Origin of the sequence: Anaerocolumna sp. MB42-C2 (genome assembly GCF_030913705.1) — a bacterium.
Lineage (GTDB): Bacteria > Bacillota > Clostridia > Lachnospirales > Lachnospiraceae > Anaerocolumna.
The window spans coordinates 25830-39717 of the sequence record NZ_CP133190.1 but is presented as its reverse complement, the minus strand read 5'-3'; the positions used below and the strand labels follow the sequence as shown (position 1 = coordinate 39717).

Here is a 13888-nt window from a genome sequence, read left to right as displayed (position 1 = left end):
TATTGTTACGATTATTATCATATGCTCATTATTATTCTATATCCAGTTTAAAAATATATCAATCTATTTTTTTGTGTCTCACTCAATATTCAGTTTCCATTCAATTAAAAGGCAATAAAAAAGATATCCTATTTAGATACCTTTTTTATTTATTAAAATGATAATTTAAATTCTGATATATTTTCGATATTATTTTTTTCTGACATTCCATACAGTAACCGTATAAATACAATTTATAACCTGCAATTTAAAAATTTGTCTCATTTTCAAGAATCATAATCGCCTTTATTTTATCAAAAATGGTATCATGGAATGAAATATAAAAACTTTATGAAAATGCGAAAGATATAAATTAATACCATTTTCCCCCCTTTAATAAATCTTCTCAATATGATAGGATTTATTTTTTTATTAGTGGCATTGACGGCAACTGGAACAATCTGAGCACATATTTTTTACTGTACTATGGTAGGTTTGAATAAGAAATTTATTATCATGAAAGTCACATTCGGCTTTGTCATTAAAAATAATACTGTTTTCTTTCAGTTTAACTGAAAGCGGAAGAAATGAGATTTCCAGCCCATCAATATCTTTCTCCTGCTCCGGAGAATACACGCATCGGGTATTTGATTCATTACACACAATAATTTTTAATGCAATTACGAAGAATAAAAACACACTCTTTTTAGGCTTAACATCTGTGCTGCACCCGCAAGGGTTGTTCCAAAAAATAATACTTCTTTATCTAAATTCAAAAAGTTTACAATTGAACCATTACAGATTGTGCTTCCTGTACAAAGAACCAAATCTGCCCATTTTACTACAACTTGTTCAAAATCTTTCAATCCATCTTCTACAACAATACCATATTTTTATTTTCCAATATTGTCCGGATTTAAATCCAGAACCCTCAAATTAAATTCATTTGATAAATGTTCCAATAATGCCGGCTGATACCCAATTAAGGCAATTTTAGGGTTACCGTAATTTGTTCGGATGTGGGTAACAAATTTTTGAGCACATAACTCTGGTTCTTTATTCTTACAATGAATTGTATTTTCGACTAATCCTACCTGTTTCATTACTGCATTTAAGGTAGCTATAAAAAGTCCTCTTGCATGTGCATCATTCACAATATCCATCTCTAATATTTCATCCAGACCTCCGTAAAAGACTGCCGGGGAGTCTGTAAATGACTGTCCCTCTCCCTCCCGAAATAAAGCTTGCAGCATAATTTCTTTTCCTACTAATATTGGAAAATCCTTTCTTTGTGTAATGCCAATGGCTTCTTCCGGTGTTAGAGCTTTCGATGTGATGCAAATCTGCGATTCTGTTAAATTATTTTGTTTTATAATTTCTCTTAACCCTTCTCTTAACACTTTATATATTTGTTCAATTGTCATTAAAATTTTCTCCTAAAAATTCTTCGATTTCTAAATCCTCATATCTTTGAAATAAATCATCTGACTTACAAACAGTTCTAAGTTCTCCATTCACCATTATGCCGATACGTTCTGCCATCCGCTGTGCTTCATGAAAATTATGTGTTACAAACAGTATGGTGCAATGAAATGTACTATGAATTTTCTTTATTAGTTCATACATTTGATTTCTAGTTTTGGGATCGAGTGCTGAAAATGGTTCATCCATAAGCAGGATTTTAGGATTTAGGACAAGCGCTCTGGCTAATGCCGTTCTCTGGCGTTCTCCACCACTCAAAGTACTTGGATATTGTTCCAGGATATATTCAATACCTAATAATTGAGCCATGTCACGTACAGTCTTGTCGCTATTTTTTTTATTTATCTTATGCATTTTTAAACCATACTGTATATTTTCATACACTGTCATGTGGGGAAAAAGGCCAAAATCTTGGTAAACGAACCCTATCTGCCTGTTTTCCGGTTCTATATCAACGACATCGGTTCCCTGTATATAGACAGCACCGGAATCCCCCCTGTAAAAACCTGCTATTGATTCAAGTAACATGGTTTTACCTGATCCTGTTTTACCTAGTATTGCAAAAATTTCGCTTTCAGATATTTCAAGCTGTATATTAGTCAATTTAAAATTATGAATCCGTATTGAAAAACGATTAACGTGAATCATTACAGCAGCCTCCTTAATAAAGTTTAATTCTATTTCCTTCCGAATTTCTGTTTAGACTGTTAAATAGGAATAGAGAAATCGCTGAGATTAAAAGAAGAATTACTGCCGAAGCCATAGCCGCACCCATATCACCTGTTGCCATATTTAAGTAAATACTTGCCGGCAGTGTTTCTGTCTTCATTCTGGTTGTTCCCACCAACATTAAGGTGGCGCCAAATTCTCCTAAAGCTCTGGACCATGCTAAAATAATAGCTCCTATAATGGTGTTTTTTGAAAGGGGCATTGTAACTGTCCAAAAACTTTGTGCTTTCGTTGCCCCAAGCATTCTGGCTATAAATTCAAGACGAACATCTACTTCCTGGAATGCGGTCTTAACAATTCGAATTACAAAAGGCAGGTTAACAAAGATATGTGCTATGATAATTCCTTTTTGAGAAAAGACAACTTTAAAACCTATAGTATTCAGCCATTTACCAAGATCAGAGGAAAAAATCAGTAAAAGGCTAAGACCTATAACCAGATATGGAAGGGAAAGCGGTAGTTCAAGCAAAACTTGTGAAAACCTCTTAAGAGGCATATTCGTTTTGATTAAGGCATATGCTGTGGGAACTGCTAAAATAATGCATATTACAGTTGACACACTAGCAGTATACAAGCTGAGTTTAATTGCAAAAATCACTTCCTGCGAGCGGAAAGTCCATCCTATATAAGGAAAACCTTTAATAATAATAGTCATTACTGTAATAAAAATAATAGTAATCACAAAAAATGCTACTGCTATTGTGAATTTATCAAACATACTTGAACGCAAAGGTTTTTTTTTCATATTTTCCTCTCATTTTGCCGCTCACAGCGGCGTAATATCTAATGAAAGAAGCCGTATTATGGGTTCTTTCGGAGTGAAAATGCTTTTCTTTCACTCTTTACACCCATTGCATATCGCAGGCCGGCCTGCGATACTGCCACAAATAATAAAAGGGTGAAAGAATCCACATATGGCAACCTTTCTTACTTAAATTTTCTTTCACACTTCCCTATGTATGCTAATTTATTAGCTCATACCCATAACTTTCCCAAATGCTTTTTGCTGCGTCAGTATCCAGATATGTAAGAAAAGCTTCCAGCACCTCTGTATTTGTACTGCATTTTAAACTGGCAGCCGGAATGATTTTTATATATTGATCCATATCCGTAGTTTCAACAACTTCTATTCCCTCTGCGTTTGTATTCTCCTTCCATATTATTGCTGCATCACACTGCCCTAATGAAAGAGCTGTAGTAATTTCAGGAGCAGTTGTTGTCCGTGCAATTACGTTTACATTATCAAGAACACCGGCATCCGTTAAAGCCTTATCAGAAATTTTTCCTATCGGTGTAGCCTCACTATCTCCAAGAACCACTTTGACGCCCTCATTTGCAAAGTCTATCAAAGTACTGATTTCCTTGGGATTCCCTGTTTGAACTGCAATTACGGGAATATGCTTTACAAGAATTTTTGTATTTGCAACATACTCATCTTGTATAGCAGAAAGTTCTCCCTGATCACCTGCAATAAATAAATCACCTTCATTAGAAGCAGTAATCTGTGAAATTATCTGTGCTGCATTTGCATAAGTTACTTCTACTGTTGCTCCTGATTCATTTTGAAAGTCCTCCACTATTTCAGTAAATGGTTTTGTCATTCCCGCTCCGCAATATACAAATAGTGTCTTACCTTCTAATGTGCTTTGTACTTCTGTAGTTACCATATCATTACTCTTATCATCCGTCTCAATTGTATCCTTTTCGTTAGCAGATTCAGTTGTTATAGTTTTCGACGTGCATGCAGTAAGCATAACCACCCCAAAACAAATAGAAATTAAAATGTAGATTATTTTTCCTCTTTTCATACGAACCCTCCTTTTAAAATTATGTGAATTAACTTTCAGCACTGACAATTTCAATTACTAATCACGAATTATGCAGTAACTGATACAAATACTTGAAAACAAATAAGAAATTTATAAATTCTTTTTATAATTAAACAGCGATGTCTACCCATGACAGATGTCTTATGTTAAGAAAAAAGCGCTTCCCTCCTATAAAAGGGAAACGCTTTTGTTTGTCCATTTCTTATTTAATTTTAAGCATATGCCAATTATAACATCTTTATTTTATAATTTCCATGTATATAATTAACAATAAAAATATAATATTTATAAAATTTTTCTCATTTCATCTAATAAACAGTAAGAACTTTTCTTCTCCTTTGGCACACTTTCCTTTGATAAAAATTATTTTTTATAGTATAAAAAGTTAAGCAAATTTCTTTAACCATCATCCATAGAATTCATGAAACGTTGTAGTACCAGATAAAATCATTGGATTCATTTTTTGGCTTGAATGTGATTGTGTCACAGATATTATAATTTTATACTTATATACTATACAAAAAGTCATATCTGAAACCGTCTATATTTATTCGCTCCTATGAATCTGCAATTGTTTAAAGAAAGGATTTTGAATGAAAACAAAATATTTATTGATATTATTACTAATCCTCATCACAACTACATTAAGCGGGTGTGGCAGAGAAAATGATTCTTCTTATTCTGGTTATTCTAAACTAACTGCAAAAGAAGCAAAAGAAATGATGGATGATGACAGCTCTATTACTATTTTAGACGTAAGAACAGAAGAAGAATATAAAACAGGTCATATTGAGGGCGCAATTCTCATTCCTGATACTGAAATTTTAGAAAAGGCCGAAGAATCATTGACTGACAAATCTGCTACTATCTTGGTATATTGCCGTAGTGGTCGAAGAAGCGCTCTTGCTGCGGCCGACCTTGTTGAACTGGGATACTTAAAGGTCTACGATTTTGGTGGTATCATTGATTGGGAATATGATATCGTTACTGAGTAAATCTGCTTATAAAAAAGGGGCTGTGAAAAAATGAGTAATCATTTTTTCATGGCTTCTTTTCCTTGAAATAAGAAGTCATGTTGATTATAAAAGGGCATAAATCCCCATCCCCATAGACAATCGTATATTTAGACTAGGCTGTCCTTCGGAGCTTCATCTGTTTATTGTGATATTTATAAAGGTTATAACCAATAGAAACCAAAAATATTTTCATTCGCACTGAATCAATACCTCTTCTTACAATTCTTTTGTTTTACAAATTGATTTAATTCATCAATGTCAACTACATTTCGTACCGTAAAAATATTTACGTTTTCTATACCCGGAAGCTTTGGTACTAAAGGAGAGGCTCCGGGGGATAATATCAATTTATCATATGTTTCCGTATATTCTTCATTTGAATCTGCATTCTTTACTGTTACCATTTTATTTTTCCGATCGATTGCAGTAACTTCACTATTTATGCGTACATCGATATTATACTGTTTAAAAACAGTTCCGGATCCATTAACACCAGAATAAATAAACTTGTCTAAAAATCTGTGACCGTATCACACAATTTTTATCTATAAGCCATACTGGAATAAAGTAAGAAAAGACCTTGAATAATCTGTATATAATAAAATCCCTGAAATACATAAGGTTAAATTTTCACTTTATGTGTATTTCAGGGATGTCGGATATCGGTCTGATTATTAGAATTATCTTTTATTATCCGTTTTCGGCCTCTTCTGCGTCTGCTTTTGTTTCATGAATAGTGCCTTTTGGGTGCTGAGGTGGTGCATAAATTGAATATAATTTAAGTGGTGTACACCCAGTATTAATGAGATTGTGCCAAGTTCCGGCTGGGATGATAAAAACAAAATCATCATAGACGTTTACTTGAAAATCCAATCTATCTTTACGATCTCCCATTTGAACAATTCCCTGGCCTTCTTCAATACGTATGAATTGATCGAGATCAGGATGAATCTCTAAACCTATATCTTCTCCCAAATTAATGCTCATTAAGGTGAGTTGTAAATAGTTTCCTGTCCATAAAGCAGTACGAAACGTATTGTTTTGTTTAGTAGCCTCTGTTATATTAACTACAAACGGTTCCGGTCCATAATCAGTTGTTTTATGAAAACAATTACAATAATTATTGTGCTTCGTCCCATAAAAATATGAATTATATTGATTAGGAAATTGCTTCATATAATTTACGTTATTGTCATATGTCTGAGTATAATAAGAATTTAGATAAAATGCCGAGGGGCACTTCTCATTATACATGTTATTTCTTGATGAGTTTATATTATTATAGAATGAGTATTTTCCGTTTTCATTCATGCTATTTTCCCTTTATTAATTTATAATACATTATATGTAATCAACTTATGAAGTTTACTATGACTATAATTGTAATAACATTTAGAATATTTACTTTACAGTGTTAGATTGTAGGCTCCAAAGTTAATAGCTTAGGTACGCATTGTTTCAGTTATCATATAATAATATAAGTTAACAGCATGAGGGAGTATCTATGATTATTCATGTGGTACAAGAAGGAGATACAACCCAATCTATAGCAGAACAATATAGGGTTTTACAGGAAAGATTGCTCCTTGAGAATGAAATAAGTGATCCGGATAAATTAGTTGTGGGTGAAACCCTGGTGATTTTATATCCGAAAATAACCTATACAGTTCAGGAAGGCGATACCTTAGGAAGCATTGCTGATAAACATGATGTTACGGTCATGCAACTATTACGAAATAATGCTTATTTATCTAACCGGCAGTATATTTATCAGGGAGAAACGCTTGTGATAAGTTATGCGGATGCCAAAAAGGCTACAATATCCGTGAATGGATATGTATATCCCTTTGTCGACCAAGCTACCTTGAAAAAAATACTACCTTACTTAACTTATCTTACAATCTTCAGTTACCGAGTATCTGAACAGGGGGAAATTTATAATATAGATGATGAAGAATTAATACAGATGGCAAATGCTTTCGGGGCTGCGCCAATCATGATGGTGGTGGCGGGGGAAAGCCAGACCGAAGAAAGCAATGTAACCCATACGATTCTCATGAATCCGGTAAGTCAGGAACAATTTATTGATAATCTATTAATAATCTTAAAATCCAAAGGCTATTATGGAGTTAATATCAGTACACCCTATATTTATCCGGAGGATCGAAGCCGGTATGTTGAGTTTATGAGAAAATTCTCCAGTCGTATCTCCAAGGAAGGCATTAAAGTCTTCAACTCTTTCAGTCTAAATGCTTTTGAGATTTTAACGGATGTTATCTATGAGGAGCTGGAATATGATAAAATTGGGCAGATGGTAGATTACACCATGTTGATATCATACGAATGGGGATATCTTCCCGGTCTTCCAACCGGCATTATATCCAATGATACCGTAAGACAATTCATTATCTATATGACGCAGAAAATACCTCCTGAAAAACTCATGATCGGTATATCAACTATTGGCCATCTATGGGGTCTTCCATACGAGGCCGGGATTTCAAAGGGAATGGCAATCAACTATAGCGCGGCTGTTGAACTTGCTTATGATAATAACGTTGAAATACAATATGATTACTATACAAATTCTGCATATTTCCAATATATCTCAATAGACGAATATATAGCAAGATTTTGTGATGCAAGAAGTATGGATGCCTGGGTAAATTATGTATTGGAATTTGAGCTGAACGGATGTGGTATTTGGAATACAATGAATTTCTTCCCACAACTGTGGCGAACTCTTCCACATTCTTTTCCATACCGAACTTCTCTATCAGGGTTCCTCCAATCACTGCAAGAACCAGAACAACTATTACATAAGTAATTGCTGTAGTCAGCCATCCTGCTGTTGTAGTCTCAATATTAAAATCAGTAATGAGTTTTGGAATGGTCACGCTCATAATAGACTGATTCAACACGGCAATAAATGCGCCTAAAATCATAATGAACAACAGCGGTCCTTTTTTAATTTTTCTGTAGTCCAATTCTTGCATCATTCTGTGTTTCTGCCTCTCTGTTGGTGTGTTTATTTAAGGTATCCTCTTAGTTCCAGTAAGCTTTTGGTAGCCTTCCATAGAATATCCTGCATGGCGGTGTCGCCGCCCGGATATATAGGCACAATGGATTTTCCGGTACCGACGTTAAAATATCCCGCAGTCACGCCCTGATACTGTGAGTCTGTCGCCAAACGGACGATGATATCGGCACCTTTTCTCGGGTCTCCTATATGCAGCGTTTTCAATATTTTAGAAAGAACAGAAGAAAACCCTAATTCTCGGCCAAGACCTGTCACATTAAAACCAGGATTCAATGCATTGGCGGTGACTCCTGTTCCATCAAGCTGACGGCCAAGCTCACCTGTAAACATAATATCAAGCAGTTTTGTCTTTCCATAAAGCATAGATGAACCCCTGGCAGTAAATTCTGTAGTATCTGTTAAATCCACTGGCAATTTAAGTTCACCATGATTGCGTGATGCTTCGGAAGAGACATTAACTATTCGTGCGTTTTTTGAAGCTTTTAATGAATCTAATAGCGTATGTGTTAACAACCATGGCGCCAGATAATTCACGGCGATCATTTCAGGAAATCCCTCTTTGGTTATTCGCTGTTCAAAGCCATGCAGTCCTGCATTGTTCACCAATATATCGATTTGGGGATGTGCAGCTTTAATCTGATTCCCAATTCTTCTTACGTCCTCCATAAGTGACAGATCACCGAAATAGAAGTCTATTTTTGCTTCAGGTACAGCATCCTTTATAATATTTCCGGCGGCTTCCGCGCGTTTTTCATTTCTGGCCGTTAATACCAGTTGTTTTCCGCGTTTGGCCAATTCAATTGCTGCCAGTTGTCCAAGACCGCTGGTAGCACCAGTTACTACTGCAATTGGGTATGTTGACATATAATCCTCCTTAATTCCCAGTGCTAAACGCAAAGGTTTATTGCTGTATACGATACGACATTCGACTACTTGACACGAATCAAAACTTCGAATATACTTGACATATATCAAGTATATAATATTGTTTGACATATGTCAAGTATATTCGTGTGAGGTAAATCTATGGAAGAAAATATCGTTACAAAACCGGATTCATCAAGAATGCAGCTTGAGCTAAGCCTTGGCGACCAGCTAAATGCGCTGCTTAGTGCATCACATGCGCTAAATGTAAGAACGGCAGCCGTTTTTGATCCGACATTACAACCGGCTGCTTTCCTGATTGTCCGTTGGCTTCTGTCCAACGGACCGGCTGCTGCTACTCTTTTAGCCGAATCAACTGCTATGGATCGAAGCTCCGTCAGCCGCCTTGTTGCCCAGCTGAAACACCTAGGCTATGTTAAAAGTGAGACTCACCCGGAAGACCGCCGCGGTGTATTGTTATCTTTAACAGAACTAGGCCGTGAAAAAGCGTTAAAGGCTATTAAGGAAAAAGAAGAAGAGTTTTATAAGCGCATTTCAAAATGGGAAGATTCAGACCTTGAATCATTTGTTTACATGCTCAGGTGTTTTAACGGATATGACACCAAATAGATGATTGGTAACCCAAGAACAGTGCAGGTTTCTACTGAAACAAATAAAAGACCTGCCACAGAGAGCTTGGCAGGTCTAGAACACTTAATCAATATAACGAATCATCCGCCGTTTTATGATCAATTATCCGGCTTTCCTCCAGAACATAAATAGGAATGCCAATTTCATTTAACAGCATCGTCTTTTCAGGTAAATCCGTTTGGGTACTACACATTATTACATCAACCTTTCTGCTTTCACAAAGCTTTAGCAGTTTTTTCGAAATCATTTTTGTTTTTACCTGAGCTGCAATCGTCAGTATAGACCCCTACCAACCTCCAATTTTTCAATAATTCCGAAGATATAGTAGTCTCTTGGAATGGACAAGCGATCCATGAGTTTAATCATAACCTTAACAGGCTCGACATTCAGCTTTTAAAATGTCTAAACGCCATTTACGGTGGCCGTACCGACTAAATCCACAATGGCATCGGCATGCTCCGGCACTTTGCCAATATAGGAATCCACATTTAAAATGTACACCGAAATCCATTATACCTTTTTGTATCGGTAAGACTTGCAGGAAGCTTCTCCGGCCTGCCGCTGCGGAAGATACTAATAAACCCCACCTTCGGATCGGCCTGTATCCATCTCTCCATCAAGTGTGTCCCAATGTTGCCGTGTCCTCCAATTAAAATGATTTTTTCCCTTACTAAAAAGTGGTTTAAGAACAACGGCATAGTACCGCAGGTATTATGTGTAGAACCTCTACGAGGGAAGCACAATATATAAAGACTTATACCATAAGTTGCACGCAAACACACGGAGAATAGGGATTCTGAAGTAGTCAACTCATGGGATATACCCCGAGACTTTTAATGTGCAGAATACTCAACCAATACCGATAAAGTCCCTCAAGGCCTTGCAGTTTAAAGGTTCTGAGAGACTTACTCGTAATACTGTTGTAACATGTTTGCAGACCGGGAACTTCTACCCCTTCTCTCCCTTGCGGATATATTCCTTCATCACATCTTCCGGAACCATGCTACCGCCCGTGGCCCATACGATATAACCTATCACTATTTAGTACAGTCAGTTTAGTTTTCGCCCTATCTCTTCGGCTTGCTTTAAAATTTCTTGTTGACTAAGAATATCGTCCTTACCCCCCAAATTTCCCGCGATAATATTACCGGCATTCACCATCTGATAGTAACCACCAAAAACCATATTCAGATATACCGAAGCATTGCCCCGAAAACCTGCGGTATTTTACGATACCCTAAAAACGCAAGAAAACCACCGGAAACTAAGTTTCCGGTGGTTTAAACTCTCTTTTAAATATTAAGTTAAATTATCATTTGTTTTGCAAGCTTCCTACGATGAAGTTGCCTTTCAGCTTTTATTACATTCCCATTTGTTTTGCAACTTCATCGGCAAAGTTTTCTTCTTTTTTAGCAAGACCTTCACCTGTTTCAAAACGTACGAAACTCTTAATTGCAATAGGAGTGCCAAGTTCTTTAGATACAGCATCAAGATATTTTTGAACTGTTAAGTCACCATCTTTTACATAGATCTGATCAACTAAGCAAATTTCTTTTAGTTCTTTGTTTAAACGGCCTTCAATCATTTTTTCAATGATATTTTCTGGTTTGCCGGTGTTTTCATTCATAGCCTGTGCTTTTAAAATTTCTTTTTCATGTTCGATATAATCCTGAGGAATCTCAGATCTTTGAACATATTTAGGATAAATAGCTGCAATCTGCATAGCAATATTTTTAGCTGCTTCTCTTGCTGCGTCATTATATACTGCACATTCTGCTTCAACTAAAACACCGATTCTTCCGCCGCCATGGATATAGGATTCAACAAATCCGTTCTCTGCAACAACTTTCTGGAATCTTCTGATGTTCATATTCTCACCGATAATTGCAATCTGAGAAGATAATTCTTCTTTAATAGTTTTAGAGGAATCTAATTCCCACTTTTCAGCTAAAAATGCATCGATATCAGTTGTAGTTGTTTTTGCTGCCTGATTAACAACAGCAGTAACAAAGGCTCTAAATGTTTCGTTTTTAGCAACGAAATCTGTTTCGCTGTTAACTTCTACAATAGCTGCAGTTTTGCCATCTTCACTGATAGAAGTTGCGCAGACACCCTCTGCTGCAATTCTTCCAGCTTTTTTCTCAGCCGCTGCAAGACCTTTTTCACGTAAGAATTCTACTGCTTTATCCATATCACCTTCGGTAGCGGCGAGAGCTTTTTTACAATCCATCATGCCGGCACCGGTCATTTCTCTTAAATCTTTAACCATTGCTGCTGTAATAGCCATGTTAATATACCTCCATTAATTGATTATGCTTTGTAACTATTCAGTTAACTGAAGAAGTTCACAGAATTTCGAGTTAATCTACGTACCAAAACATGCATTAATTTCATGTTTTGTGTACATAAACGCATGTATGCGTTGTTCCTAGAACCGCAGGCGGCTGAATCAACACTATGCTTCTACTATTGCTTCTGCGTTTTCTTCTGCTGCTTCTACAGTATCTTCAGCAGCGTCAGTCATCTGAACACCCTGATTTGCTTCAATAACTGCATCTGCCATCTTAGCCACGATTAATTTAACGGCTCTGATTGCGTCGTCATTACCTGGAATTACATAGTCTAATTCTTCAGGATCACAGTTTGTATCTGCAATACCAATCAATGGAATACCTAATACATGTGCTTCCTGGATACAGATTCTTTCTTTCTTAGGATCTACAACAAAGATTGCATCTGGAATAGTCTTCATATCTTTAATACCGCCAAGATTTTTCTCAAGTTTTTCCCATTCTTTTTTCAGTTCAATAACTTCTTTTTTAGGAAGAACTTCGAAAGTACCGTCTTGGGACATAGTTTCGATTTGTTTTAATCTTGCAATTCTACTCTGGATGGTCTTGAAGTTTGTTAACATACCGCCTAACCATCTTTCATTTACATAATACATACCGCAGCGTTCTGCTTCTGATTTGATAGAATCCTGAGCTTGTTTTTTAGTACCTACGAAAAGAACTTTACCGCCTTCTGCAACAACATTTTTGATTGCATAATAAGCTTCATCCACTTTTCCTACAGATTTCTGTAAGTCGATAATATAGATTCCGTTTCTTTCTGTGTAGATGTACTCTGCCATTTTAGGGTTCCATCTTCTTGTCTGGTGTCCGAAATGTACACCTGCTTCAAGTAATTGCTTCATTGATATAACGCTCATAATTGTCCTCCATTTGGTTGATTTCTTCCGTATGTATCGTTTTTTTGACAGACCCCGTGGGCACCGTGTCAAAAATCAACATACGTGCAATTTAGCATATGAATTATAACACATGTTTCAATATCTGGCAAGCATTTTCTTTATTGATTTTCCAATTTTCTTTATTGATTTTCCAATTTATTTATTTTATTTTCCAGTTTATCTCAATTGTAAACAGATTGTCCTTAATCTTTGCAGAAATTTTACCTTTCATATTTTCCGTAAGAAGTTTTGCAATGGTAAGTCCCAGACCGGTACTTTGCCCGTTCCGTGTTTCATCGCCGGTGTAAAATCGGTCAAATATATGCTCTATCTCATCATCTTTTAATAAATTATGATCATTTTGAAATAGAATAATACATTCTTCCTCGGCACTATAAAGTTTTAATCTAAAAAAAGACTTCGTATATTTCAGAGCATTTTGAATCAGATTATTAAAGATCCGGTTAAGTTGTATTTTATCGGCAATAATATAACATGGTTTTTCTTCTATTTGAATATCAACCTGAATACCTTTTTTTTCAAATTGCTGGTAATATGAAACCACAACTTCCTTTAAAATAGTTCCGGCAGATATTATTTCATAATGAACCGGATACTCTTCGCCCTCCATTCTGGATAACTCATAAAAATCCTCAATAAAACCCTGGAGCACTTTTGCTCTTTTGTAGATGATATTCAAATATTCTTCTTTTTCTACTTCTGTAGACAACGGATCCTGTATCAGATCCACATATCCCATTATTGAGGTTAAAGGCGTCCGCAAGTCATGGGAGATATTCTCAATCTCTTTTCTGATCTGTGTTTCCCTTCTTTGATATTGGATTCTTTCCCTCTGTCCGGAATCATAGAGTATGTTAATCCTTTGCAAAAGTTTTTCCATGGGTTTATCTGTTGATATAGCCTTTAATATACGATTACTGTCTTTTATAGCTTGGATTTCTTCCATCTGTTCTGCGGTATTTTGGATTGACCGACTAAGGATTATAAAACGAACCGCAAAATAAATACATAATACACTTAAACCAATTATGATATATAACATCCG

The 13888-nt window shown here is 35.9% G+C and carries 16 protein-coding genes; 3 read left to right on the top strand and 13 right to left on the bottom strand.

Going from position 1 to position 13888, the window contains the following annotated elements; translation table 11 throughout:
- Positions 1-659: 659 nt before the first annotated feature.
- The 5 genes from RBU59_RS00195 to modA all read right to left on the bottom strand — a co-directional run bounded on the left by RBU59_RS00195 (position 660) and on the right by modA (position 3998).
- A complete protein-coding gene (locus tag RBU59_RS00195; protein WP_308145877.1) occupies positions 660-845 on the bottom strand; it encodes a hypothetical protein in 186 nt (61 codons plus the stop codon).
- A 27-nt stretch (positions 846-872) separates the two neighbouring features.
- A complete protein-coding gene (locus RBU59_RS00190; RefSeq protein WP_308145876.1) occupies positions 873-1403 on the bottom strand; it encodes a hypothetical protein in 531 nt (176 codons plus the stop codon).
- Positions 1393-2109, bottom strand: a complete 717-nt coding sequence (locus RBU59_RS00185) for an ATP-binding cassette domain-containing protein (RefSeq protein ID WP_308145875.1) — start codon at positions 2107-2109, stop codon at positions 1393-1395. The genes RBU59_RS00190 and RBU59_RS00185 overlap by 11 nt, the downstream gene beginning before the upstream one ends.
- Positions 2110-2122: 13 nt before the next feature.
- Positions 2123-2935 (bottom strand): ABC transporter permease, encoded by an 813-nt coding sequence (locus RBU59_RS00180; RefSeq protein ID WP_308145874.1) that lies wholly within the window; start codon positions 2933-2935, stop codon positions 2123-2125.
- A 217-nt stretch (positions 2936-3152) separates the two neighbouring features.
- Positions 3153-3998, bottom strand: coding sequence for a molybdate ABC transporter substrate-binding protein (modA, locus tag RBU59_RS00175; protein WP_308145873.1), 846 nt, complete (start codon positions 3996-3998; stop codon positions 3153-3155).
- Between the two features lie 614 nt (positions 3999-4612).
- On the opposite strand from modA, the gene RBU59_RS00170 reads away from it, so the two are divergent.
- Positions 4613-5014: a rhodanese-like domain-containing protein gene (locus RBU59_RS00170; RefSeq protein WP_308145872.1), complete on the top strand. Its 402-nt coding sequence runs from the start codon at positions 4613-4615 to the stop codon at positions 5012-5014.
- Positions 5015-5238: 224 nt separating this feature from the next.
- On the opposite strand, the gene RBU59_RS00165 is transcribed toward RBU59_RS00170, so the two are convergent.
- Complete coding sequence (locus RBU59_RS00165) at positions 5239-5439, bottom strand: hypothetical protein (protein WP_334307740.1); 201 nt, start codon at positions 5437-5439, stop codon at positions 5239-5241.
- Between the two features lie 286 nt (positions 5440-5725).
- Positions 5726-6346 carry a cupin domain-containing protein gene (locus RBU59_RS00160; RefSeq protein WP_308145871.1) on the bottom strand — a complete coding sequence of 207 codons (621 nt, stop codon included), beginning with the start codon at positions 6344-6346 and terminating at the stop codon, positions 5726-5728.
- A 193-nt stretch (positions 6347-6539) separates the two neighbouring features.
- Between RBU59_RS00160 and RBU59_RS00155 the strand changes: the two genes are divergently transcribed.
- Positions 6540-7862, top strand: a complete 1323-nt coding sequence (locus RBU59_RS00155; protein ID WP_308145870.1) for a LysM peptidoglycan-binding domain-containing protein — start codon at positions 6540-6542, stop codon at positions 7860-7862.
- Positions 7863-8063: 201 nt separating this feature from the next.
- Here RBU59_RS00155 and RBU59_RS00150 read toward each other — a convergent pair whose 3' ends face one another.
- Positions 8064-8939: an SDR family NAD(P)-dependent oxidoreductase gene (locus tag RBU59_RS00150; protein WP_308145869.1), complete on the bottom strand. Its 876-nt coding sequence runs from the start codon at positions 8937-8939 to the stop codon at positions 8064-8066.
- Positions 8940-9101: 162 nt separating this feature from the next.
- Between RBU59_RS00150 and RBU59_RS00145 the strand changes: the two genes are divergently transcribed.
- The gene (locus tag RBU59_RS00145; protein ID WP_308145868.1) at positions 9102-9569 is read left to right on the top strand and encodes a MarR family winged helix-turn-helix transcriptional regulator; all 468 of its coding nucleotides are present in this window, start codon (positions 9102-9104) and stop codon (positions 9567-9569) included.
- An 88-nt stretch (positions 9570-9657) separates the two neighbouring features.
- Here RBU59_RS00145 and RBU59_RS00140 read toward each other — a convergent pair whose 3' ends face one another.
- The 5 genes from RBU59_RS00140 to RBU59_RS00120 all read right to left on the bottom strand — a co-directional run bounded on the left by RBU59_RS00140 (position 9658) and on the right by RBU59_RS00120 (position 13885).
- Positions 9658-9837: a hypothetical protein gene (locus RBU59_RS00140; RefSeq protein ID WP_308145867.1), complete on the bottom strand. Its 180-nt coding sequence runs from the start codon at positions 9835-9837 to the stop codon at positions 9658-9660.
- A gap of 241 nt (positions 9838-10078) precedes the next feature.
- Positions 10079-10207 (bottom strand): hypothetical protein, encoded by a 129-nt coding sequence (locus RBU59_RS00135; protein ID WP_308145866.1) that lies wholly within the window; start codon positions 10205-10207, stop codon positions 10079-10081.
- Positions 10208-10950: 743 nt separating this feature from the next.
- The gene (tsf, locus tag RBU59_RS00130) at positions 10951-11877 is read right to left on the bottom strand and encodes a translation elongation factor Ts (RefSeq protein ID WP_308145865.1); all 927 of its coding nucleotides are present in this window, start codon (positions 11875-11877) and stop codon (positions 10951-10953) included.
- A 168-nt stretch (positions 11878-12045) separates the two neighbouring features.
- Positions 12046-12801 (bottom strand): 30S ribosomal protein S2, encoded by a 756-nt coding sequence (rpsB, locus tag RBU59_RS00125; RefSeq protein ID WP_308145864.1) that lies wholly within the window; start codon positions 12799-12801, stop codon positions 12046-12048.
- A 181-nt stretch (positions 12802-12982) separates the two neighbouring features.
- The gene (locus tag RBU59_RS00120) at positions 12983-13885 is read right to left on the bottom strand and encodes a sensor histidine kinase (RefSeq protein ID WP_308145863.1); all 903 of its coding nucleotides are present in this window, start codon (positions 13883-13885) and stop codon (positions 12983-12985) included.
- Between the last annotated feature and the right edge of the window lie 3 nt (positions 13886-13888).